Source organism: Rathayibacter sp. VKM Ac-2857 (genome assembly GCF_013205025.1).
Classification (GTDB): Bacteria; Actinomycetota; Actinomycetes; order Actinomycetales; family Microbacteriaceae; genus Rathayibacter.
In genome coordinates, this window is the sequence record NZ_JABMLE010000001.1 from 1,046,822 (window position 1) to 1,069,104 (window position 22,283).

Genomic DNA, 22,283 nt, shown 5'->3' on the forward strand with positions numbered 1-22,283 from the left:
GTGGTGAACGAATGAGGGAACCCGCAGGGGCGAGCGGAGCGTCTCCGCCACGTCGCACCCTACGGGTTCCCTCAGGGGTGTTCCCGACTACTTGCCGTGCTGCTCCGCGACGAGCGAGACGACCTCGTCGTACTTGGGGCTGTTCATGAAGTTGTCGACGGAGACGTGGATCGCGCCCGGCGTGCGCTGGCGCGCCCGCTCGGTCAGCTCGGCCTGGGTGATGACCAGGTCGACGTCGTCCTCGAGGGCCGCGATCGCCTTGTTGGTGACCGTGACGTCCTCGAAGCCCGCCTTCTTCATCTTGTTGCGCAGGACGGAGGCGCCCATGGCGGACGATCCCATTCCGGCGTCGCAGGCGAAGACGATGTTGCGCACCTGCGTGGCGGTGGCGGTCGCCGAGGCGCCGTCCTGGTTCGACGCGCCGCTCGCGTTGAGGAGCGAGCCGACGGCGCTCTCCTTGCCCTTGTTCGACGAGTTGGCGGCGACGGCGGCGGCGAGCTTGTCGTCACCGGCCTCCATGGCGTCGAGGTCGCGCTTGCGGCTGCCGCGGATGATGAACGACGCGACGACGAACGACACGGCCATCGAGAGCAGGACCGAGAGGATCACGCCGAGGTAGCTGTCGCGCGAGGTCTGCAGGAGCACCGCGATGATCGATCCCGGGGACGCCGGGGCGACGAGACCGGAGTCGAACGCGACGTTGGTCGCGACGCCGGTCATGCCGCCGAGGATGACGGCCGCGACGAGCGCGGGCTTCATCAGCACGTAGGGGAAGTAGATCTCGTGGATGCCGCCGACGAAGTGGATCAGCGCGGCGCCGGGAGCGGAGCCGCGGGCGATGCCCACACCGAAGATCGCGAAGGCGAGCAGCACGCCCATGCCGGGGCCGGGGTTGGCCTCGAGCAGGAACAGGTACGACTTGCCCTGCTCCTGCGCCATGACGGTGCCGAGCGGGGTGAGGACGCCCTGGTTGATGGCGTTGTTGAGGAACAGGATCTTCGCCGGCTCGATGAAGATCGAGGTCAGCGGCAGCAGGCCCGCGTTCACCAGGAGGTCGACGCCGTCGCCGAGGATCTTGGTGAGGAACGAGATGATCGGGGCGATTCCGAAGAACGCGCCGAGCGAGAGCAGCATGCCGAGGATTCCGGCGGAGAAGTTGTTGACCAGCATCTCGAAGCCGGGCTTGATCTTGCCGTCCCAGATCGAGTCGACCTTCTTCATCAGCCACGCGGCCAGCGGGCCGATGATCATGGCGCCGAGGAACATCGGGATGGTGGCGCCGACGATGACGCCCATGGTGGCGATCGAGGCGACCACGCCACCGCGCTGGCCGTAGACCATGCGGCCACCGGTGTTCGCGATGAGCAGCGGCAGCAGGTAGGTGATCATCGGGGCGACGAGACCGACGTACTGCTGGAAGGTCGCGCCGTCCTCACCGGCGGCGAGCTGGGTGCGGGCACCCTCCCAGCCGATCTGGGCCGCGTCGCCGAAGCCGCCGAGGATGCCGTTGGGCAGCCAGCCCGCGGCGATGAAGAGCGAGGTGATGAGACCCCACGCGATGAAGGCCGCGATGTTCGGCATGACCATCCCCGAGAGGAAGGTGCCGAATCGCTGGACGTGGACGCGCGTACCTCCGCGCGTCGACGTCGCTGACGTCGTTGTCATGTGGTGTGTTCTCCGATTCTGAGGGTGGGAGATCCGGTCGCTCCTGAGGCGGGCCGGGCTCCCGCGGGGCGGGACGAGACGGGGTGGTGCAGGGGTGGTGCGGGGTGGTGCTGCGGAGGATCGTGCGCATGCGGGCCGCGCGATCCCCGGGATCAGGAGGCGGCGATCGCCTCGGTGACGGCGGACCGGGCGTCCGCCGCGCTGTCGGCCGCGAGGGCGAGCTCGGCGTAGCGCTTCGCGTCCTCGAGGGTGTGCTCGGCCAGCTCGGCGCGGACGTCGGCCAGAGCCGACGGCGACATCGAGAGGGTCGTCGCGCCGAGGCCCACGAGGACCACGGCGAGCAGCGGATCCGCGGCGGCCTCGCCGCAGATGCCGACGGGCTTGCCCAGTGCGGCGCCCGCGCGGCCTACCTCGCCGACGAGGCGGAGGACGGCGGGGTGCCACGGGTCCTGGAACGCCGACACGGTGCCGAGCATCCGGTCGGCGGCGAGGGTGTACTGGGTCAGGTCGTTGGTGCCGATGGAGGCGAAGTCGGCGACTCCGAGGATCCGGTCGGCGAGCAGGGCGGAGGAGGGGACCTCCACCATCACGCCGGCGGTGCGGATCCCGAGCTCCTTGGCCATGGAGGTGAAGTAGCGGGTCTCGTCGACCGTCGCGACCATCGGCGCCATGACCCAGAGGTCGGCATCGGTCGCGGAGTCGGCCTGGGCGAGCGCGGTGAGCTGGTCGCGGAGGATCTGCTCGCTCGCGCGCAGGGCGCGGAGACCGCGGAGGCCGAGCGCCGGGTTCTCCTCGTGGTTGTCGTTCAGGAAGGCGAGCGGCTTGTCGGCGCCGGCGTCGAGCGCCCGCACCACGACCTTGCGGCCGGGGAAGGCGGCGAGGAGACGGGTGTACTGCTCGGCCTGCTCGGCGACCGAGGGCGCCTCCTTCGCGTCGAGGAAGAGGAACTCGGTGCGGAACAGGCCCACGCCCTCCGCGCCGAGCTCGACGGCGTTCGCGGCGCCGTCGGCGGAGCCGAGGTTCGCCAGCAGCGGCACGGCGTGACCGTCGGCGAGGGCGCCGGGAACGACGGGGGCGGCGAGCATCTCGGCGCGCTCCGCGATCGAGGACTTCGCGTCGCCGATCTCGACGTCGGACGGGTTCACCGTCACGACGCCGGAGGAGGCGTCGAGGATGACGAGCTGGCCGTCGCGCAGGTCGAGCGCGCCGGTGGTGCCGACGATGGCGGTGATCGACTTCTCGCGGGCGAGGATCGCCGTGTGCGAGGTCGGGCCGCCGTCGCTCGTGATCAGGCCGAGGACCTTCTCGAGGTCGAGCAGCGCGGTGTCGGCCGGGGCGAGGTCGCGGGCGACGAGCACGAAGGGCTCGTCCGACTCCGGGACGCCGGGCGCCGGGACGCCGCGCAGGTGCGCCACGACCCGCTGCGAGACGTCGTCCAGGTCGGTCGCCCGCTCGGCCATGTAGCCGCCCATCGCGACCAGCAGGTCGCGGAAGCCGGCGAACGCCTCGTGCACCGCGCGCTCAGCGGTCTTGCCGGTCGCGAGCCGCGCCTTCACGTCGTCCGCGAGCGAGGGGTCCTCCGCCATCAGCGCCTGCGCGTCGAGCACGTCCTTCGCCGAGCCGCCGGCGCGCTCACCGCGGTGGCGGATGGTCGCGGCGGTCGCCGACAGCGAGGCGACGGCGCGCTCCTCCTCCTGGGCGACGGAGCGGGTGCTGGCGGTGTCCTCGGGCTCGGGGAGCGGATCGGGCATGCGCAGGACCGGCCCGAGGGCCAGGCCGCGGCCGACACCGGTGCCCTGGAGCTTCGCGGAGGCGTAGGCGGTCGAAGGAGTGGACAGCGTCATGAGATCTCGGTTCCTGTGTGCGTCTCGGCGGTGAGAGGGCGGTGGGGGCGAGGGGTCTTAGGCGTCGTGGTCGGTGCTGAGGAACTCCGCGAGCTCGTCGAGGATCGCCTGCTCGTTGTCGCCCTCGACCGAGAGGGTCAGCGAGTCGCCGTGCTCGATGCCGAGCGAAATGATCCCGAGGATCGAGGCCGCGTTCACTGCGGTGCCCTCGCCCTTCTTCACGAGGACCTTCTGACCCGACTTCGCCGCGGCCTGGCTGAAGAGCGAGGCGGGGCGGGCGTGGAGGCCCTTCGACGATGCAACCTGCACGGTGCGCTCGACCATGAACGTTTCTCCTTGATCCTGCAGTCGGAACTGCGTCAGTGGTTCCCGGCGCCGGGCGCGAGGCCCGGGGCGGGAGGTGGGGCGTCCCCGTCCGATCCTGCGACGACCGCGCGAGCGGCGAAGAGGACGGGCAGGGTGTCGAGCACGGCATCGGCACCGTGCGCCCCGAAGACGTCGTGCGGGAGGAGGGCTGCCGCGGCGCCGACGTGCACCGCGCGCTGGCGGAGCTCGTCGAACTGCGGCTCGAGGTGCGGCCCGACCAGGAGGACGTCCGCCTGGGGCAGAGCGTCCGCGAGACCGGGAAGGGTCTCGGATCGGAACACGGCATCGATGCCGCGCTGCTTCGCGCCCGCTCGCAGCCGGTGGGCCAGGAACGTGCTCGACGCGCCTGCACCGCAGACGATCAGGATCGTGCGCACCTCGTTCGCCTCCTCGCGTCCGGGTCTTGCCTCATCCAAGCATCTCGGCGGCTGTGCGTCCGCCCCCCGCAGACAATCTTCCGCGGGGGCGGAAGAGCGCTCCCGGCGGCTTCGGCGCGGGTCCGACCCCGCCGACCCGGAGATGGTTGACTGGAAGACCGATGCCTGACAACCGCGAACGACTGCTGGAGTACCTCTCCCGCGCAGACGGCTGGGTGACCGCGCACGAGCTGGCCGACCGGCTCGGGGTCACCACCCGGAGCGTCCGCAGCTACGTGACGGCGGTGAAGGCCCAGGCGGCTCCGCTCGAGCCCGTGGAGTCGTCGGCCAACGGCTACCGGCTCGCCCGCGACGCGTACACGGCGTTCCTCGAGACCCGGCTGCTCCGCGACGTCGAGCCGGACACCCCGCGCGACCGGCTGTACAGCATCGTCCGGCGCCTCGTCGACTCCGACGACGGGCTCGACGTCGCCGCGCTCGCCGAGACGCTCTCCGTCAGCGAGTCGACGATCGACGCCGATCTGCGCCGGGTGAAGGCGCTGGCGGACGAGGCCGGCCTGGCGCTCGTGCGCCGCGGCCCGGCGGTGCGGCTCGAGGGCAGCGAGGAGGCGCGGCGCCGGCTGATCTCGCGGATGTTCCGCGACGAGAGCGCGCAGGGCGTCTTCACGCTCGACGACGTGCAGCGCGAGTTCGCCTCCCCCGGCCTCGGCGCGTTCAAGACCGAGCTGCTCGCCGAGCTCGAGACCCGCGGCTACTACATCAACGACTACGGCGTGAACAGCGTGCTGCTGCACATCGCGATCGCCGTAGACCGCGTCTCGCGGGGCATCGGCGACCCGTCCGGCTCGCGCCCCTCCCCCGCCGTCCACGGCGAGCTCGCCGCGCTGCTCGCCGAGCTCGTCGAGCGCCACTTCGCCACGCGCCTCACCGACGCGGAGCTGGCTCAGCTGGCGATCCTGATGACCACGCGGGTGGCGACGCCGGGGCAGAACGAGCCGGTCGCGACCGTCGTCGAGAACTACCTCGACCCCGAGGACGTCGCGGTGGTCCGCGAGCTCGTCGCCGACGTGAACGACGCCTACCTGGTCGATCTGGACGACGAGGGCTTCATCGTCCGCCTCGCGCTGCACGTGCGGAACCTCGTCGCGCGGGCGGCGGAGGGCGGCTACTCGCGGAACCCGCTCACGCGCTCGATCAAGACCAGCTTCCCGATGACCTACGAGATCGCGGTGTTCCTCGCGAGCGGGCTGCAGCGGCTCCGCGGCATCACGGTCAACGAGGACGAGATCGCGTACATCGCCCTGCACGTCGGCTCGTTCCTCGAGCGGGTGTCCCGGCGCGAGGAGCGGCTCTCCTGCGTCATCGTCTGCCCGAACTACTACGACCTCGCGCACATGCTGCGGCTCCGGGTCGAGCGCTCGCTCGGCACCGAGGTGGAGGTCCGCTCGCTGATCACGCGGAGCGACGTCGACTGGGACCGCCTCACTGCGGACCTGGTGATCACGACGATCGACGAGCGGCCCGCGTCCGAGGACGTCGTCGTGGTGCAGCCGTTCCTCACCGACCACGACGTGGACGCCGTTCGCCGCGCGATCGCGCGCGTGCGCCGGCACCGCCGCCGCGCGCGGATCAAGGACGAGCTGCTGCAGTTCTTCGACGAGTCGCTCTTCTTCCGCAACGTGCACGCCCGGGACGAACCGGCGATGATCCGGCTTCTCGGCGAGCGGATGATCGCCGGCGGCATCATCGACGACGACTACGTCGACGGGGCGATCGAGCGCGAGCGGATGAGCTCCACCGCGTTCACCGACAACCTCGCCGTCCCGCACGCCATGGCGATGAGCGCGCGCCGGACCGCGATCGCCATCGTCGTCAACGACGTGCCGATGGCCTGGGGCGAGCAGCGCGTGAACGTGATCGCGATGATCGCCTTCGCCTCGGCCGGGCGCAGCAGCTTCCAGTCCGTCTTTGACCAGTTCGTCGAGGTCTTCGCGGACCGCGCCGAGGTGCAGCGCCTGATCCGCCGCTCCACGGACTTCGGCGGCTTCATCGAGGAGCTCGTCCGCGTCATCGACAGCTGACGCGGGTCTCGATACGCCGCTCCGCGGCTACTCGACCAGCATGGAGCGGCCGCGCTGCCCGTGAGCAGCGCACTCCCGCGCCCATGCTGACCAGCCCGCGCGCCCATGCTGATCGAGTAGCCCGCGCAGCGGGCGTATCGAGATCCCGCACCGTCAGACGTCGAGTCTGCAGTCCCGCCCTGCTGACGACGGCGGGTCTCGATACGCCCCTGCGGGGCTACTCGACCAGCATGGAGCGGCCGCGCCGCCCGTGAGCAGCGCACTCCCGCGCCCATGCTGATCAGCCCGCGCGCCCATGTTGATCGAGTAGCCCGCGCAGCGGGCGTATCGAGATCCGCCACCGCCAGAACGCCGGGTCTCGATGCGCCCCTGCACGGTGTGCAGCGCCCGATCCGCCGCTCCACGGAACCCGATCTGCGCGTGCCCCTGTCCCTGGCCCAGGTGGGCGGTCAGACTCGGCAGGGGGCGCCCCCGATCGCTGCGACGAAGGAGCATCCCATGTCTGTCGATCCCGAGCTCTACCGTTCGGCGCTGGACCGATCGTCCGCCGCCGCGATGCGCTGGATCGAGTCCCTTCCTGGTCGGCCGATACCGCCGTCCAGGACCGTCGACCAGATGGCGGAGACGTTCGGCGGGCCGTGGCAGGAGAGCCCGCTCGAGCCCGCCGCCGTGGTGGAGGAGCTCGCGACGCTCGCCGAGCCCGGACTGATGGCGATGCCCTCCGGGCGCTTCTTCGGCTGGGTGATCGGCGGCACCCTGCCCGCCGCGCTCGGCGCGGACTGGCTGGTCAGCGCCTGGGATCAGAACGCTGCCATGCGCTACGCCTCACCGGCGACGGCCGCCGTCGAGCAGGTCGCCGGCGAGTGGCTGCTCACGGCGCTCGGGCTTCCGGTGAAGGCGGACGTCGGCTTCACCACCGGGGCGACGACGGCGAACTTCGTCGGGCTGGCCGCCGCCCGTGCCTTCGCACTGGATCGGGTCGGCTGGGACGTGAACGCCCACGGCCTGCAGGGAGCACCGCGGCTCACCGTGCTCGCCGGAGCGGAGCGGCACACCTCCGTCGATCTCGCCCTGCGCTACCTGGGGCTCGGGGCACCCGCTGTCGTCGACACCGACGACCAGGGCCGCCTCCTCGTCGACGCCCTCCACCTCGCGCTGGAGCGCGCGGACGGCCCCGTGATCGTCTGCCTCCAGGCGGGGAACCTGCACTCCGGCGCCTTCGATCCGATGGCCGACGCGATCGCGGTCGCGCACGAGCACGGCGCATGGGTGCACGTCGACGGCGCCTTCGGTCTGTGGGCGGGAGCCAGCCCCGCGCTCCGCCCGCTCCTGCGCGGGATCGAGACGGCGGACTCCTGGGCGACGGACGCGCACAAGACGCTCAACGTCCCGTACGACTGCGGAGTCGCCGTCGTGGCGCGGAGCGGGGCCGCCGGCGCGGCACTGGGGACCCGGACGGCCTACCTGATCCGCGCCGACGGCGACGAGCCCGACCCCATGGACCTGACACCGGAGATGTCCCGCCGAGCACGCGGCGTCCCGGTGTGGGCGGCTCTGCGCCAGCTGGGCCGGACCGGCCTCGTCTCCCTGGTCGACGGACTGGCCGCCACAGCGCGGGATCTGGCGGATCGGCTCTCGGAGATCCCGGGTGTCACCGTGCTGAACGAGGTCGTCTTCACCCAGGTCTGCCTGGCCTTCGAGTCCGACGAACGGACCCGGGAGGTGACCCGCCGGCTCATCGAGGACGGGACCGTCTGGATGTCGGGCTCCCACTGGCGGGGGCGGGACGTGCTGCGGATCTCGGTGAGCAACTGGTCGACCGATGCCGCCGACGTCGCCACGAGCGTCGCCGCCGTCCGCGCGGCGGCGGGCGCTCCCCCGGTGTGACCTCGCCGAGGCGCGGCGGGACACCGGAGCGTCTCAGGCGATCGGGGTCGGCACGATCCCGTACTGCGCCAGGCCCGCGGCCCCGCCGTCGGCGAGCGTCGTCACCCAGATGCCGTCGCGGTGCACCGCGACGGAGTGCTCCCAGTGCGCGGACATGCTGCCGTCGACGGTGGCGACCGTCCAGTCGTCCTCGCGCACGACGGTCTCGGCGCTGCCGGCCGTGACCATGGGCTCGATGGCGACGACGAGGCCGGGCTTCACCTCCGGGCCGCGCTGGCGCACCCGGTAGTTGAAGACCGGCGGCGCCTCGTGCATCGTGCGGCCGATGCCGTGGCCGATGTAGTCGGTGAGGATGCCGTAGACGCGGCCCGACGCCTCGGCCTCGTCCTCGATGTACTCCTCGATCGCCGCGCCCACCTCGTTGAGGTGCCGGGCCGACGCGAGAGCCGCGATGCCGCGCCAGAGCGAGCCCTCGGTGACGCGGGACAGCGCCTCGCGGCGCACGACCTCGTCGGGTCGCTCGTCGTCGGGCAGCACGAGCGTCATCGCGGAGTCGCCGTTCCAGCCGTCGATCTCGGCGCCGCTGTCGATCGAGACGATGTCTCCGGGCTCGAGCACGCGCCCGCCGGGGATGCCGTGCACGACCTCCTCGTTCACCGAGGCGCAGATCGTGTGCCGGTAGCCCGGCACGAGCTGGAAGTTCGAGTGCCCGCCGAGCGCGACGATCGCGGCCTCCGCGATCGCGTCGAGCTCGAGCGTGCTGATACCGGGGCGGATGGCAGCGCGCACGGCGTCGAGGGAGGCGGCGGTCGCCAGCCCCGGCGCGATCATTGATCGCAGCTGGGCCGGCGTCTTGTAGAGGGAGGAGCGCAGCGCCACGGGTCAGGCGGCCGGCGAATCGCCCACGAGGCGACCGACGCGGTGGCCCTCGAGCGCGACGACGATGCGCTCGGTGACCTCGTCGACCGGGCCGAGTCCGTCGACCACGATCACGAGACCGCGGGCGGCGTAGATGTCGATCAGCGGCGCGGTCTGCTCCTCGTAGAGAGCGAGCCGGTGCCGGATGACCTCCTCGGTGTCGTCGCTGCGACCCTGCTCCGCGGAGCGCTTGAGCAGGCGGGCGACGACCTCGTCGGGGTCGGCCGTCAGCTGCACGACCGCGTCGAGCCGGTTGCCGTCGGCCGCGACGATGCGGTCGAGCTCGTCGACCTGCTCCGTGGTGCGCGGGTAGCCGTCGAGGAGGAAGCCGGTGGAGACGTCCGCCTCCTGCAGCCGGTCGTGCACGATCGCGTTGGTCAGCTCGTCGGGCACGTAACGGCCGGCGTCGAGGTAGGACTTGGCCTGGAGGCCGAGCTCGGTCTCGTTGGCGACATTCGCGCGGAAGATGTCTCCGGTCGAGATCGCGGGGACCTTCAGGACCTCGCTGAGCCGAGCGGCCTGAGTCCCCTTGCCGGCGCCCGGAGGGCCGATCAGCAGCAGACGGAAGCCGACCGGGGTCGAGGTCATCGGAGGAGCCCTTCGTAGTGGCGCTGCTGCAGCTGGGAGTCGATCTGCTTCACCGTCTCGAGTCCGACTCCGACGATGATCAGGATGGACGTGCCGCCGAACGGGAAGTTCTGGTTCGCGCCGACGAGCGCCAGCGCCACGAGGGGCACGAGCGCGATCAGACCGAGGTAGACCGAGCCGGGCAGCGTCACGCGGGTCAGGACGTAGTTCAGGTACTCGGCGGTCGGGCGACCGGCGCGGATGCCGGGGATGAAGCCGCCGTAGCGCTTCATGTTGTCGGCGACCTCGTCCGGGTTGAAGGTGATCGCCACGTAGAAGTAGGTGAAGCCGACGATCAGCAGGAAGTACAGCGCCATGTAGAGCGGGTGATCGCCCTTGGTGAGGTAGTTCGTGATCCAGGTCACCCAGAAGGGCGCCTCCTGGCCGGCTGCGGGCTGGTTGAACTGCGCGATGAGCGCGGGCAGGTACAACAGCGACGAGGCGAAGATGACGGGCACGACGCCGGCCATGTTGACCTTGATCGGGATGTAGGTGTTGTTGCCGCCGTACGTTCTGCGCCCGACCATCCGCTTGGCGTACTGCACCGGGATCCGCCGCTGCGACTGCTCGACGAAGACGACCGCGACGACGAGCACGAGCCCGACCGCGAGGACGAGGAGGAAGGTCTCGAAGCCGCGCGACTGCGCGATCGACCAGAGCGAGGTGGGGAACTGGGCGGCGATCGAGGTGAAGATCAGGAGCGACATGCCGTTGCCGATGCCGCGCTCGGTGATGAGCTCGCCCATCCACATGATGATGCCGGTGCCCGCGGTCATGGTGATGACCATGAGCAGGATGGAGTACCACTCGTCGGTGATGATGAGCGCCGAGCACTCCGGGACACCGGAGTTGCCGAACAGCGCGCCCGAGCGGGCGACGGTGATGAGGGTGGTCGACTGCAGGACGCCCAGCGCGATCGTGAGATAGCGGGTGTACTGCGTCAGACGGCCCTGGCCCGACTGGCCCTCCTTGTAGAGGGTCTCGAAGTGCGGGATGACCACGCGCAGCAGCTGCACGATGATCGACGCCGTGATGTACGGCATGATGCCGAGCGCGAAGATCGACAGCTGGAGCAGGGCTCCACCGCTGAAGAGGTTCACGAGCTCGTACAGACCGGAGGTGCCCTGGTTGCCGGCGAGGCAGGCCTGGACGGCCTCGAAGTCGACGAACGGAGCAGGGATGAAGGATCCCAGCCGGAAGATCGCCACGATCGCGAGGGTGAAGCCGATCTTGCGGCGGAGGTCGGGGGTGCGGAAGATCCGCGCTACGGCGCCAAACATCTACCTAGGGTCTCCTGCTCAGTTCTGGGTGCGGGATACAGGTCGAGCTTGCCGCGCGCTCCCCGTGGGGAGTCGACGCGACAAGCTCGACCGACAAGCTGCTGGTGCTACTTGATGGATCCGCCCGCGGCGACGATCTTCTGCTCGGCAGAGCTGGAGACCTTGTCGACCGCGACGTTCAGCGTAACCGCAATGTCCCCGTCGCCGAGAACCTTCACCTTCTCGTTCTTGCGAACGGCACCCTTCGCGACCAGGTCGCTGATGGTGACGTCGCCGCCCTGAGGGTAGAGCTCCGCGAGAGCGGACAGGTTCACGACCTGGTACTCGACGCGGAACGGGTTCTTGAAGCCGCGGAGCTTCGGGGTGCGCATGTGCAGCGGCATCTGCCCACCCTCGAAGCCGACGCGCACCTGGTAGCGGGCCTTGGTGCCCTTGGTGCCGCGACCGGCGGTCTTTCCCTTGGATCCCTCACCGCGACCGACGCGAGTCTTCGCCTTCTTGGCGCCGACTGCGGGACGGAGGTGGTGGACCTTGAGCACGCGCTCCTTGGTCGAGGCCTGCTCGGGAGTCGTGGACTCCGCGACGGCCTGGTTCTTCTCAGCCATTAGTCAATCTCCTCGACCTTCACCAGGTGGGCGACGGTCTTCACGTATCCGCGGTTCTGAGAGTTGTCCTCGCGGACGACGCTCTGACCGATCTTCCTGAGGCCGAGCGAGCGCAGCGTGTCGCGCTGGTACTGCTTCTCGCTGACCTTCGACTTGATCTGGGTCACCTTGAGCTGGGCCATCAGGCACCTGCCTTCGACTTGGACGCGGCGGCGAGAGCGTCGGCCTCGGCACGGACGAGCCGGGGCGGCGCGACCTGGTCGAAGTCGAGCCCGCGACGAGCGGCGACGGCGCGCGGCTCCTCGAGCTGCTGCAGGGCCGTCACCGTCGCGTGGACGATGTTGATGGTGTTCGACGAGCCGAGCGACTTGCTCAGGACGTCGTGGATGCCGGCGCACTCGAGCACGGCGCGGACGGGACCGCCGGCGATGACACCGGTACCCGACGACGCGGGACGCAGGAGGACGACTCCGGCAGCGGCCTCACCCTGGACGGGGTGCGGGATGGTCGAGCCGACGCGCGGGACGCGGAAGAAGTTCTTCTTCGCCTCCTCGACGCCCTTGGAGATGGCGGTGGGGACCTCGCGGGCCTTGCCGTAGCCGACTCCGACGAGTCCGTTGCCGTCGCCGACGACGACGAGCGCGGTGAAGCTGAAGCGACGACCGCCCTTGACGACCTTCGACACGCGGTTGATGGTCACGACGCGCTCGAGGAACTGGCTCTTCTCGGAGTCGCGGCCACCGCGGTCGCGGCCACCCTGGTTGCGGTCACGGCCGCCACGACGGGGCTCGCGGGCCTCCTGCTGGGGCTGCGTGGACGCAGCGGTCTCGACGGGGGCCTCCGACACGGCGGCGACCTCGGGTTCCTTGCTCTCTGCGGCGGTCACAGGTTGAGCCCTGCCTCTCGTGCTCCATCGGCGATCGCGGCGACGCGACCGGCGTACTTGTTGCCTCCGCGGTCGAAGACGACCGCCTCGACTCCTGCGGTCTTCGCGCGCTCGGCGAGAAGCTCGCCGACCCGGCGGGCCTTGGCGGTCTTGTCACCGTCGAACACGCGGAGGTCGGCCTCGAGGGTCGACGCGGACACAAGGGTGCGGCCCTGCGCGTCGTCGACGATCTGCACGAAGACGTGACGGGCCGATCGGTTGACGACGAGACGGGGACGCTCGGCGGTGCCGACGACCTTCTTGCGCAGACGGTCGTGGCGACGACCGCGCGCAGCGGACTTGCTCTTTCCTCTGGTTCCGAGTCCCATGATCACTTACCGCTCTTTCCGGCCTTGCGGCGAACGACCTCGCCGGCGTAGCGCACGCCCTTGCCCTTGTAGGGCTCAGGCTTGCGGATCTTACGAATGTTGGCGGCCACTTCACCGACGGCCTGCTTGGAGATGCCGTGCACGGTGACCTTGTTGTTGCCCTCGACCGTGAACGAGATGCCCGCGGGAGGGGTGACGACGACCGGGTGCGAGAAGCCGAGGGCGAACTCGATGTCCGAGCCCTTCACCAGCACGCGGTAACCGGTTCCGACGACCTCGAGGCCCTTGGAGTAGCCCTGCGTGACACCGATGATGTCGTTCGCGATGAGCGTCCGGGTGAGGCCGTGCAGCGAGCGCGACTCGCGCTCGTCGTCGGGGCGGGAGACCAGGACCTGGCCGCCTTCGACGGCGACCTGGATGGGGCTGGCGACCGGGACGGTCAGCTCGCCCTTGGGGCCCTTGACGGTGACGAGGGATCCGGCGACGGAGACGTCGACGCCCGCCGGGATCTCGATGGGGAGTCTTCCGATTCGCGACATGGGGTTACCACACGTAGGCGAGGATCTCCCCACCCACGCCCTTCTTCTCGGCCTGACGGTCGGTCAGCAGACCGCTCGACGTGGACAGGATGGCGACGCCGAGGCCACCGAGAACGGTGGGGATCTCGGTCGACTTCGCGTAGACGCGCAGGCCCGGCTTCGAGACTCGCTTGATGCCGGCGATGGAGCGCTCGCGGTTCGGTCCGTACTTGAGGGAGATGGAGAGCGTCGTGCCGACGCGCGCCTCCTCGACCTTCCAGTCGGAGATGTAGCCCTCGCGCTTGAGGATCTCGGCGATGTTCGCCTTGAGCTTCGAGCCGGGGAGGGCGATGGAGTCGTGGTGCGCGGAGTTCGCGTTGCGGATTCTGGTCAGCAGATCTGCGACCGGATCAGTCATGGTCATGGCTGATGGTGCCTTTCTCGCCTGGTTTCGGCACCCTTTACAAGAGTGACGACCTGTGGTGTGGGACGGCGCCGACGACGTCGACGCCCATGCGGCCGCGCGAGCGCAGGCCAACGAGCCATGGTACACGGCTGGAGGCCGGCGGTCGAGGGCCGACGGCCGATCCTTCCGGAGGAGGACCGGAGCTCTTGGTGCGCACCCGGACGGCGGAACGGCCGGGTGCACAGCGAGGCCGGAGAGCGGGTGATCCGCCCTCCGGCCTCGGGGGTCGTGCTACGCGTTGTCCGCCGACTTGAACGGGAAGCCGAGCTGCTTGAGCAGCGCGCGACCCTCGTCGTCGGTCTTCGCGGTGGTGACCACGGTCACGTCGAAGCCGCGGACGCGGTCGATGCGGTCCTGGTCGATCTCGTGGAAGATCGACTGCTCCGTGATGCCGAAGGTGTAGTTGCCGTTGCCGTCGAACTGGCGGTCCGAGAGACCGCGGAAGTCGCGGATGCGCGGCAGCGCCACCGAGAGCAGGCGGTCCAGGAACTCCCACGCGCGGTCACCGCGGAGGGTGACGTGCGCGCCGATGGCCTGGCCCTCGCGCAGCTTGAACTGCGCGATGGACTTGCGGGCCTTCGTGACCTGGGGCTTCTGGCCCGTGATCGCCGTGAGGTCCTTGATGGCGCCGTCGATGATCTTGCCGTCGCGGGCAGCCTCGCCGACTCCGGTGTTCACGACGACCTTGACCAGTCCGGGGACCTGGTGGACGTTCGAGAAGCCGAACTGCTCCTTGAGAGCGGGGATGATGTCGGCCTGGTACTTGGCCTTGAGCCGCGGCTGAACCTTCGCAGCCACTGCGGTGGTGTCAGTCATTACAGTTCCTCACCCGACGCCTTCGCGTAGCGCACGCGAACCGTCTTGGTCACGCCGTCCTTGGTGACGGCCACGTTGCGGTGGCCGACCCGGGTCGGCTTCTTGGTCTTCGGGTCGACGACCGCGACGTTCGAGATGTGGAGGGGGGCCTCGATGGTCTCGATGCCGCCCTCCTTCGAGCCGCGCTGCGACTGGCCGACGCGGTTGTGCTTCTTGACGAAGTTCACACCCTCGACGACGACGCGGTTCTTCTCGACCAGGACCTCGAGAACCTTGCCCTGCTTGCCGCGGTCTCCGCCGCGGGCCTGGGTCGCGCCCGAGATGACCTGCACGAGGTCACCCTTCTTGATCTTGGCCATGACTAGATAACCTCCGGTGCCAGCGAGACGATCTTCATGAACTTCTTGTCGCGGAGCTCGCGACCGACCGGACCGAAGATGCGGGTGCCGCGGGGGTCCCCGTCGTTCTTCAGGATCACGGCGGCGTTCTCGTCGAACTTGATGTACGAGCCGTCGGGACGACGGGTCTGCTTGATGGTGCGGACGATGACGGCCTTGACCACATCGCCCTTCTTGACGTTTCCGCCGGGGATCGCGTCCTTGACGGTCGCGACGATGACGTCACCGAGGCCGGCGTAGCGGCGGCCGGAGCCACCGAGCACGCGGATGGTGAGGAGCATCTTGGCGCCGGTGTTGTCGGCGACCTTGACTCGGGATTCTTGCTGAAGCATGTGTCTCTCCTGCTAACTCAAGCGGGCCGAGGCCTACTTGGCCTTCTCGAGGATCTCGACCAGGCGCCAGCGCTTGGTGGCGCTGAGGGGACGGGTCTCGCTGATGACGACGGAGTCGCCGATGCCGGCGGAGTTCAGCTCGTCGTGGACCTTGACCTTGGACGTGCGGCGGATGACCTTGCCGTACAGCGGGTGCTTCACCCGGTCCTCGACCTCGACGACGATGGTCTTGTCCATCTTGTCGCTGGTCACGTAGCCGCGACGGGTCTTGCGGTAACCGCGAGCGCCCGCCTCCTTGATGTCGTGGGCGGCCGACTCGTGGCCGGCGCTGTCAGTGACGGTTGCCATTACTTGGCCTCCTCGTTCGACTCGGTCGCCTCGACCTCGGCCTTGGCGGCCTTCTTGGTCTTCGGCTTCTTCTCCGCCTTGGCCGGGGCCTCGACGGGTGCGGGGGTGGCGCGGATGCCCAGCTCGCGCTCACGGATGACCGTGTAGATGCGGGCGATGTCGCGCTTGACGGCACGCAGGCGGCCGTTGGTGTCCAGCTGGCCGGTGGCCGACTGGAAGCGGAGGTTGAACAGCTCCTCCTTGGCCTTCTTCAGCTCCGTGACGAGACGCTCGTCCTCGAAGGTGTCGAGCTCGGTGGGAACGAGCTCCTTGGATCCGATCGCCATTATGCGTCTCCCTCCTCGCGCTTGATGATGCGTGCCTTGAGGGGCAGCTTGTGGATGGCACGGGTCATGGCCTCACGAGCGAGCTGCTCGTCGACGCCGGCGACCTCGAAGAGGACGCGACCCGGCTTGACGTTCGCGACCCACCACTCCGGCGAGCCCTTTCCGGAACCCATGCGGGTCTCGGCGGGCTTCTTGGTCAGCGGGCGGTCGGGGTAGATGTTGATCCACACCTTTCCGCCGCGCTTGATGTGGCGCGTCATGGCGATACGAGCGGACTCGATCTGACGGTTGGTCACGTAGGCCGGGGTGAGGGCCTGGATGCCGTACTCACCGAACGACACCTTGGTGCCACCGGTGGCCTGGCCGGAACGGCCCGGGTGGTGCTGCTTGCGGTGCTTGACTCGACGCGGAATCAACATGGTTATGCCTCAACTCCTGCTGCGACGGGCGCCTCGCTCTGCTGGCGGGGGGCGCGACGCGGACGGTCGCTGCGCTCGGGGCGCGACGACTTGTTGTTCGCCTGCTCCCGTGCGAGCTCCTTGTTGGTGATGTCGCCCTTGTAGATCCAGACCTTCACGCCGATGCGGCCGAAGGTGGTCTTCGCCTCGTAGAAGCCGTAGTCGATGTTCGCGCGGAGGGTGTGCAGCGGCACGCGTCCCTCGCGGTAGAACTCCGAGCGGCTCATCTCGGCGCCGCCGAGGCGGCCGGAGACCTGGATGCGGACGCCCTTGGCGCCGGCGCGCTGCGCGCCCTGCAGACCCTTGCGCATGGCGCGGCGGAAGGCCACGCGGGCGGAGAGCTGCTCGGCGATGCCCTGCGCGACCAGCTGAGCCTCGGCCTCGGGGTTCTTCACCTCGAGGATGTTCAGCTGGATCTGCTTGGCGGTGAGCTTCTCGAGGTCGGCGCGGATGCGCTCGGCCTCGGCGCCGCGGCGACCGATCACGATGCCCGGGCGGGCGGTGTGGATGTCGACGCGGACGCGGTCACGGGTGCGCTCGATCTCGATGCGGGCGACGCCCGCACGGTCGAGCTGCGTGGCGAGGAGCCGGCGGATCTTGACGTCCTCAGCGAGGAAGTCGCTGTACCGCTGGCCCTTCTTGGTGCTGTCGGAGAACCAGCGCGACACGTGGTCGGTGGTGATTCCCAGACGGAAACCGTAGGGGTTTACTTTCTGACCCATTACTTGGTCCCCTCCTCAGGAGTGGCCAGCACGACGGTGATGTGGCTGGTGCGCTTGTTGATGCGGAAGGCACGACCCTGAGCACGGGGCTGGAATCGCTTGAGGGTGGTTCCCTCATCGACGAAGGCGCGGGACACGAACAGGTCCTGGTCGTCGAGGTACTCGTTCGAGGCATCGGCCTTGACGCGAGCGTTGGCCATCGCCGAGGCGACGAGCTTGTAGACGGGCTCGGACGCACCCTGCGGGGCGAACTTGAGGATGGCCAGGGCCTCCTCCGCCTGCTTCCCGCGGATCAGGTTCACGACACGGCGAGCCTTCTGGGGGGTGACGCGGATGTGTCGCACGCGTGCGATCGACTCCACCATTTCTCTCCTCCTTCTCGTCGCCGCGTCAGCGGCGACGGCCCTTCTTGTCGTCCTTCTCGTGACCGCGGAAGGTCCGAGTGGGGGCGAACTCGCCGAGCTTGTGGCCGACCATGGTCTCGGTCACGAACACGGGGATGTGCTTGCGTCCGTCGTGGACCGCGATGGTGTGACCCAGCATCGCCGGGATGATCATCGAACGGCGCGACCAGGTCTTGATGACGTTCTTGTTGCCGGCTTCGTTGGCCGTGAACACCTTGCGGAGCAGGTGGTCGTCAACGAAGGGGCCCTTCTTGAGACTGCGAGGCATCTTCTACAACTCCTACTTGCGCTTCTTACCGGCGGTGCGGCGGCGAACGATGAGCTTGTCGCTCTCCTTGTTGGGGCGACGGGTGCGTCCCTCGGACTGGCCCCAGGGGCTGACCGGGTGGCGTCCACCGGAGGTCTTGCCCTCTCCACCACCGTGGGGGTGGTCGACCGGGTTCATCGCGACACCGCGGACGGTCGGGCGGACGCCCTTCCAGCGCATGCGGCCGGCCTTGCCCCAGTTGATGTTCGACTGCTCGGCGTTGCCGACCTCGCCGATCGTGGCGCGGCAGCGCGCGTCGACGTTGCGGATCTCGCCCGACGGCAGACGGAGCTGCGCGTAGGGGCCGTCCTTGGCGACGAGGCGGACCGAGGTGCCGGCCGAGCGGGCGAGCTTGGCGCCGCCGCCCGGCTTGATCTCGATGGCGTGGATGACCGTACCGGTCGGGATGTTGCGCAGCGGCAGGTTGTTGCCGGGCTTGATGTCGGCACCCGAGCCCGACTCCACGACGTCGCCCTGCGAGAGCTTGTTCGGAGCCAGGATGTAGCGCTTGGTGCCGTCCACGAAGTGGAGCAGCGCGATGCGCGCCGTGCGGTTGGGGTCGTACTCGATGTGAGCGACCTTGGCGTTGATGCCGTCCTTGTCGTTGCGACGGAAGTCGATCAGACGGTACTGGCGCTTGTGGCCACCACCGATGTGACGCGTCGTGATGCGGCCGGAGTTGTTGCGGCCACCGGTCTTGGACAGCGGGCGAAGGAGCGACTTCTCGGGCGTCGATCGGGTGATCTCGGCGAAGTCGGCAACGCTGGAGCCGCGGCGACCGGGGGTCGTGGGCTTGTACTTACGAATAGCCATTGTCTGTTTCCTCTACGCTTCTTCGGCTCAGCCGACGCTCGTGAAGATGTCGATGGTGCCGGACTTCAGCGTGACGATCGCGCGCTTCGTGTCCTTGCGCTTGCCGGCTCCGAACTTCGTGCGGCGGGTCTTGCCCTGACGGTTCAGCGTGTTGATGGACGCGACCTGGACACCGAAGATCTTCTCGATCGCGAGCTTGATCTCGGTCTTGTTGGAGCGCGGGTCGACGACGAAGGTGTACTTGCCCTCGTCGATCAGGCCGTAGGACTTCTCGGACACCACCGGGGAGATGATGACGTCGCGGGGGTCCTTGTTGAACGCGGCGGACTGGCTCATGCGTTCACCTCTTCCTTCTTGGCGCCGGACTTCGAGGCGACGAACGCGTCGAGTGCGGCCTTCGTGAAGACGATGTCGTCGGAGACGAGCACGTCGTACGCGTTGAGCTGGTCGGACGGCAGGATGTGCACGAAGGGCACGTTGCGCAGCGAGAGCTCGGCGACGAAGTCGTCGCGCTCGAGGACCACGAGGACGTTGCGCGACACCGAGAGGGCGTCGAGCAGGACGAGGACGTCCTTCGTCTTCGGGGTGTCGCCGAGGGCGAGGGACTCGACCACGTGGATGCGGGCACCGCGAGCGCGGTCCGAGAGAGCGCCGAGCAGGGCCGCGGCGATCATCTTCTTGGGGGTGCGCTGCGCGTAGCTGCGGGGGGTGGGCCCGTGGACCACGCCACCACCGGTCATGTGCGGGGCGCGGATCGAGCCCTGACGAGCGCGACCGGTTCCCTTCTGCTTGAACGGCTTGCGGCCGGCTCCCGAGACCTCGCCACGGTTCTTCGTGGAGTGGGTGCCCTGGCGCGCCGCGGCGAGCTGCGCCACGACGACCTGGTGGATCAGGGGGATGTTGGTCTGGACGTCGAAGAGCTCGGCGGGGAGCTCGAACGCGCCCGACTTGTTGCCCTGGACGTCGATGATGTCGACAGAGGTAGCCATGGAACTACGCTCCCTTCACGGCGTTGCGAACGAACACGAGGCGACCGCGCGCACCGGGGACGGCGCCCTTGACGAGCAGCAGACCCTTCTCGGCGTCGACGGAGTGCACCTTGAGGTTGAGCACGGTGACGCGCTCGCCACCCATGCGACCGGCCATGCGCATGCCCTTGAAGACACGGCTGGGGGTCGAGGAGGCGCCGATGGAGCCGGGCTTGCGGTGGTTGCGGTGCGAACCGTGCGAAGCCGAGACGCCCTTGAAGTTGTGACGCTTCATGACACCGGCGAAGCCCTTGCCCTTGGAGGTGCCGACGACGTCGACCTTGGTGCCGGCTTCGAAGACGGCGTCCACGGTCAGCTCCTGGCCGGCCGAGTAGTCGGCGGCGTCGGAGGTGCGGACCTCGGTGAGGTGGCGGCGGGGGGTGACGCCCGCGGCGTCGAAGTGACCGGCAGCGGGCTTGTTCACCTTGCGCGGGTCGATCGCACCGGCGGCGAGCTGGACGGCGGTGTAGCCGTCCTTCTCCTCCGTGCGGACCTGGGTCACGACGTTGGGGCTGATCTCGATGACCGTGACGGGGACGAGCTTGTTGTTCTCGTCCCAGACCTGGGTCATTCCGAGCTTGGTGCCGAGGAGGCCCTTGCTGGTCTTCAGCGTGGGGGAAACAGTGACAGACATGGTGGCACTCCTCCTTAGAGCTTGATCTCGATGTTGACGTCGGCCGGGAGGTCGAGGCGCATCAGCGAGTCGACGGCCTTGGGCGTCGGGTCGATGATGTCGATGAGGCGCTTGTGGGTGCGCATCTCGAAGTGCTCGCGGCTGTCCTTGTACTTGTGGGGAGAACGGATCACGCAGACCACGTTCTTCTCGGTCGGAAGCGGCACGGGGCCGACGACCGTTGCACCGGCACGGGTCACCGTGTCGACGATCTTGCGCGCCGACGTGTCGATGACCTCGTGGTCGTACGACTTCAGTCGGATGCGGATCTTCTGTCCCGCCATGTGTGATCTCTCACTCTCTTGTTGTTGCGTCGTACGCCACTCCCCCGGCCGGAGCCGGACTCGTGTCGCATAGGACGCGCTCGCGAAGGAACATCCGGAGAACCGGAGGAGTCCACCAGTGTTCTTCTGTCAAAAGCACCGCGCTCCAGGCGCTCTGAGAGCCGTGCAGAACGCACGACGCACGGAGAGCCCGTTGAGTTGTCGGTTGTTGTCGTTCTGCTACCCGCCGCCTCGACGCCGCACTCGCGGGGCCGCCCTCTCGGGTCGAGCCGCTGGGGCGCCGTCTCGGCACTGCCTGGCAGTGTTCCATCCCCTCGCAGCACGCTGCGCGGACGGAAATTTTGAACTAGAAGAGTCTCTCACGGATCCCGCACCCGTGCAACCCGGGCGTGTCGCGCTTCCGGGCTCCACGGGCGGCGGCGTCCACCCGCGGAATCCCGGGCGTCGAGGAGCCCGGGCGACGCCCGCGGCTCACTCGAAGAGCAGGGCGCGCAGCGTCGTCTCGGCGGACTCCGGACGGGCCGGATCGATCGTCTCGCCCGCCCGGAAGTGGTCGAGCACCCGGGGGTCGACGTAGCTCGCGCGGGCGACGGTCGGCGTGTTCCCGAGGACCTCCGACGCGTCCTTCATCGCCTGCGAGATCGCTTTCGTGCGCAGGCGCTGGGTCGGCTGCGGCCCCGTCCTCGCCAGGCTCAGCGCCGCGGCGACGGTGCCGTGCAGGGTGCGGAAGTCCTTCGCCGTGAAGTCGTCCCCGGCGCGCTCGCGCACGTAGTCGTTGATGTCGCCGGCCGAGACGGGGCGCCACTGCCGGCCGTCCTTCCACGCGAGGAGCCGCGCGTTCGGACCGCGGCGCTTCAGCGCCCGGACCACGCGGGCGAGATCGTGGTCGAGGATCTCGCTCGTCCAGGCCTGGTGGCTCTTGCCGGGGAAGGCGAGCGCCACGCGGTCGCCGTGCGTCGTGGCGTGCGAGCAGAGCAGCGTGGTCAGGCCGATGCTGCCGTGCTCCTTCGCGTACTGCTCGCTGCCGACCCGGAGCGAGCCGGTGTCGAGCATCCGGAACCCGGTCGCGAGGGCGCGCTCGCGGGTCGGCCCGTCCTCGCGGAGGGCGACGGTGACCCGCCGTCGTGCGGCGGGCAGCGCCTCCGCGAGCCGGAGCGCGCGATCGAACTTGATCCGGTCCTTCTGCTCGCGCCAGGTGGGGTGGTAGATGTACTGCCGTCGGCCCGCGCCGTCGACGCCCGTCGCCTGGATGTGCCCGTTGGGATACGGAGCGATCCAGACCTCCTGCCACGCCGGCGGGATGCCGAGGTGGTCGAAGCGGTCGCGCAGCTCGGGGTCGGTGACCGTCGCGCCTCGGGGGTCGCGGTAGCTGAAGCCGGTGCCGGAACGGACCCGGGTGTAGCCGCGTCCGCTCGAATCGGTCCTGCGGAGTCGTTGCGTGAGCGAATCAGCCATCGACCCGACGATAGGGCGGGGGCTCCGGCAC

General features: G+C 69.2%; 30 protein-coding genes. 2 read left to right on the forward strand and 28 right to left on the reverse strand.

Annotation, left to right across the window (positions count from 1 at the left end; all coding sequences use genetic code 11):
• Positions 1-87 precede the first annotated feature (87 nt).
• The 4 genes from HQQ86_RS04820 to HQQ86_RS04835 all read right to left on the reverse strand — a co-directional run bounded on the left by HQQ86_RS04820 (position 88) and on the right by HQQ86_RS04835 (position 4,252).
• Complete coding sequence (locus HQQ86_RS04820; RefSeq protein ID WP_173286886.1) at positions 88-1,665, reverse strand: PTS mannitol transporter subunit IICB; 1,578 nt, start codon at positions 1,663-1,665, stop codon at positions 88-90.
• Positions 1,666-1,817: 152 nt separating this feature from the next.
• Positions 1,818-3,509, reverse strand: coding sequence for a phosphoenolpyruvate--protein phosphotransferase (ptsP, locus tag HQQ86_RS04825; protein ID WP_173286888.1), 1,692 nt, complete (start codon positions 3,507-3,509; stop codon positions 1,818-1,820).
• 57 nt (positions 3,510-3,566) lie between these two features.
• Entirely contained in the window at positions 3,567-3,833 is a 267-nt protein-coding gene (locus HQQ86_RS04830) for an HPr family phosphocarrier protein (RefSeq protein ID WP_123702116.1), read from the reverse strand.
• A gap of 35 nt (positions 3,834-3,868) precedes the next feature.
• Entirely contained in the window at positions 3,869-4,252 is a 384-nt protein-coding gene (locus HQQ86_RS04835; protein ID WP_159423403.1) for a PTS sugar transporter subunit IIB, read from the reverse strand.
• 161 nt (positions 4,253-4,413) lie between these two features.
• Between HQQ86_RS04835 and HQQ86_RS04840 the strand changes: the two genes are divergently transcribed.
• On the forward strand, positions 4,414-6,333 hold the full coding sequence (locus HQQ86_RS04840) for a BglG family transcription antiterminator (RefSeq protein ID WP_173286890.1): 1,920 nt from the start codon (positions 4,414-4,416) through the stop codon (positions 6,331-6,333).
• A gap of 498 nt (positions 6,334-6,831) precedes the next feature.
• A complete protein-coding gene (locus tag HQQ86_RS04845; protein WP_173286892.1) occupies positions 6,832-8,220 on the forward strand; it encodes a pyridoxal-dependent decarboxylase in 1,389 nt (462 codons plus the stop codon).
• A 33-nt stretch (positions 8,221-8,253) separates the two neighbouring features.
• Here the strand turns inward: HQQ86_RS04845 and map are convergent, their stop codons facing one another.
• From map to HQQ86_RS04965, 24 genes are all read right to left on the reverse strand, one after another.
• The gene (map, locus tag HQQ86_RS04850; protein WP_173286894.1) at positions 8,254-9,099 is read right to left on the reverse strand and encodes a type I methionyl aminopeptidase; all 846 of its coding nucleotides are present in this window, start codon (positions 9,097-9,099) and stop codon (positions 8,254-8,256) included.
• Positions 9,100-9,102: 3 nt separating this feature from the next.
• Positions 9,103-9,726, reverse strand: coding sequence for an adenylate kinase (locus tag HQQ86_RS04855; protein ID WP_123445057.1), 624 nt, complete (start codon positions 9,724-9,726; stop codon positions 9,103-9,105).
• Entirely contained in the window at positions 9,723-11,045 is a 1,323-nt protein-coding gene (gene secY / locus HQQ86_RS04860; protein WP_123445056.1) for a preprotein translocase subunit SecY, read from the reverse strand. The genes HQQ86_RS04855 and secY overlap by 4 nt, the downstream gene beginning before the upstream one ends.
• A 107-nt stretch (positions 11,046-11,152) precedes the next feature.
• Positions 11,153-11,650 (reverse strand): 50S ribosomal protein L15, encoded by a 498-nt coding sequence (gene rplO / locus HQQ86_RS04865; RefSeq protein ID WP_173286896.1) that lies wholly within the window; start codon positions 11,648-11,650, stop codon positions 11,153-11,155.
• Positions 11,650-11,832 (reverse strand): 50S ribosomal protein L30, encoded by a 183-nt coding sequence (rpmD, locus tag HQQ86_RS04870; protein ID WP_173232138.1) that lies wholly within the window; start codon positions 11,830-11,832, stop codon positions 11,650-11,652. The genes rplO and rpmD overlap by 1 nt, the downstream gene beginning before the upstream one ends.
• Positions 11,832-12,497 carry a 30S ribosomal protein S5 gene (gene rpsE / locus HQQ86_RS04875; RefSeq protein WP_173287519.1) on the reverse strand — a complete coding sequence of 222 codons (666 nt, stop codon included), beginning with the start codon at positions 12,495-12,497 and terminating at the stop codon, positions 11,832-11,834. Before rpsE ends, rpmD begins: the two co-directional genes overlap by 1 nt.
• Positions 12,498-12,532: 35 nt before the next feature.
• Positions 12,533-12,904 carry a 50S ribosomal protein L18 gene (gene rplR, locus HQQ86_RS04880; RefSeq protein ID WP_173286898.1) on the reverse strand — a complete coding sequence of 124 codons (372 nt, stop codon included), beginning with the start codon at positions 12,902-12,904 and terminating at the stop codon, positions 12,533-12,535.
• Positions 12,905-12,906: 2 nt separating this feature from the next.
• A complete protein-coding gene (gene rplF, locus HQQ86_RS04885) occupies positions 12,907-13,443 on the reverse strand; it encodes a 50S ribosomal protein L6 (RefSeq protein ID WP_123445052.1) in 537 nt (178 codons plus the stop codon).
• 4 nt (positions 13,444-13,447) lie between these two features.
• Positions 13,448-13,846: a 30S ribosomal protein S8 gene (gene rpsH / locus HQQ86_RS04890; RefSeq protein ID WP_123445051.1), complete on the reverse strand. Its 399-nt coding sequence runs from the start codon at positions 13,844-13,846 to the stop codon at positions 13,448-13,450.
• A gap of 273 nt (positions 13,847-14,119) precedes the next feature.
• The gene (gene rplE, locus HQQ86_RS04895; RefSeq protein WP_160087626.1) at positions 14,120-14,704 is read right to left on the reverse strand and encodes a 50S ribosomal protein L5; all 585 of its coding nucleotides are present in this window, start codon (positions 14,702-14,704) and stop codon (positions 14,120-14,122) included.
• Positions 14,704-15,063 carry a 50S ribosomal protein L24 gene (gene rplX / locus HQQ86_RS04900; RefSeq protein WP_123445049.1) on the reverse strand — a complete coding sequence of 120 codons (360 nt, stop codon included), beginning with the start codon at positions 15,061-15,063 and terminating at the stop codon, positions 14,704-14,706. The genes rplE and rplX overlap by 1 nt, the downstream gene beginning before the upstream one ends.
• Before the next feature lie 2 nt (positions 15,064-15,065).
• Positions 15,066-15,434 (reverse strand): 50S ribosomal protein L14, encoded by a 369-nt coding sequence (rplN, locus tag HQQ86_RS04905; RefSeq protein WP_123445048.1) that lies wholly within the window; start codon positions 15,432-15,434, stop codon positions 15,066-15,068.
• 33 nt (positions 15,435-15,467) lie between these two features.
• The gene (rpsQ, locus tag HQQ86_RS04910; RefSeq protein ID WP_123445047.1) at positions 15,468-15,782 is read right to left on the reverse strand and encodes a 30S ribosomal protein S17; all 315 of its coding nucleotides are present in this window, start codon (positions 15,780-15,782) and stop codon (positions 15,468-15,470) included.
• On the reverse strand, positions 15,782-16,108 hold the full coding sequence (gene rpmC, locus HQQ86_RS04915) for a 50S ribosomal protein L29 (RefSeq protein WP_056037322.1): 327 nt from the start codon (positions 16,106-16,108) through the stop codon (positions 15,782-15,784). The genes rpsQ and rpmC overlap by 1 nt, the downstream gene beginning before the upstream one ends.
• Positions 16,108-16,527, reverse strand: coding sequence for a 50S ribosomal protein L16 (rplP, locus tag HQQ86_RS04920; RefSeq protein WP_123445045.1), 420 nt, complete (start codon positions 16,525-16,527; stop codon positions 16,108-16,110). Before rplP ends, rpmC begins: the two co-directional genes overlap by 1 nt.
• Positions 16,528-16,529: 2 nt before the next feature.
• Positions 16,530-17,288: a 30S ribosomal protein S3 gene (rpsC, locus tag HQQ86_RS04925; RefSeq protein ID WP_173286900.1), complete on the reverse strand. Its 759-nt coding sequence runs from the start codon at positions 17,286-17,288 to the stop codon at positions 16,530-16,532.
• Complete coding sequence (gene rplV, locus HQQ86_RS04930) at positions 17,288-17,653, reverse strand: 50S ribosomal protein L22 (RefSeq protein ID WP_123445044.1); 366 nt, start codon at positions 17,651-17,653, stop codon at positions 17,288-17,290. Before rplV ends, rpsC begins: the two co-directional genes overlap by 1 nt.
• 25 nt (positions 17,654-17,678) lie before the next feature.
• Positions 17,679-17,960, reverse strand: coding sequence for a 30S ribosomal protein S19 (gene rpsS / locus HQQ86_RS04935; protein ID WP_055787078.1), 282 nt, complete (start codon positions 17,958-17,960; stop codon positions 17,679-17,681).
• A gap of 12 nt (positions 17,961-17,972) precedes the next feature.
• A complete protein-coding gene (rplB, locus tag HQQ86_RS04940; protein WP_123445043.1) occupies positions 17,973-18,812 on the reverse strand; it encodes a 50S ribosomal protein L2 in 840 nt (279 codons plus the stop codon).
• Between the two features lie 27 nt (positions 18,813-18,839).
• Positions 18,840-19,148 (reverse strand): 50S ribosomal protein L23, encoded by a 309-nt coding sequence (gene rplW / locus HQQ86_RS04945; RefSeq protein WP_160087624.1) that lies wholly within the window; start codon positions 19,146-19,148, stop codon positions 18,840-18,842.
• Complete coding sequence (rplD, locus tag HQQ86_RS04950) at positions 19,145-19,801, reverse strand: 50S ribosomal protein L4 (protein WP_160087622.1); 657 nt, start codon at positions 19,799-19,801, stop codon at positions 19,145-19,147. The genes rplW and rplD overlap by 4 nt, the downstream gene beginning before the upstream one ends.
• Positions 19,802-19,805: 4 nt before the next feature.
• Positions 19,806-20,474 carry a 50S ribosomal protein L3 gene (gene rplC, locus HQQ86_RS04955; RefSeq protein ID WP_104224566.1) on the reverse strand — a complete coding sequence of 223 codons (669 nt, stop codon included), beginning with the start codon at positions 20,472-20,474 and terminating at the stop codon, positions 19,806-19,808.
• A 14-nt stretch (positions 20,475-20,488) separates the two neighbouring features.
• Entirely contained in the window at positions 20,489-20,797 is a 309-nt protein-coding gene (rpsJ, locus tag HQQ86_RS04960) for a 30S ribosomal protein S10 (RefSeq protein WP_005050520.1), read from the reverse strand.
• A gap of 471 nt (positions 20,798-21,268) precedes the next feature.
• Entirely contained in the window at positions 21,269-22,252 is a 984-nt protein-coding gene (locus HQQ86_RS04965; RefSeq protein WP_173286902.1) for a DNA topoisomerase IB, read from the reverse strand.
• Between the last annotated feature and the right edge of the window lie 31 nt (positions 22,253-22,283).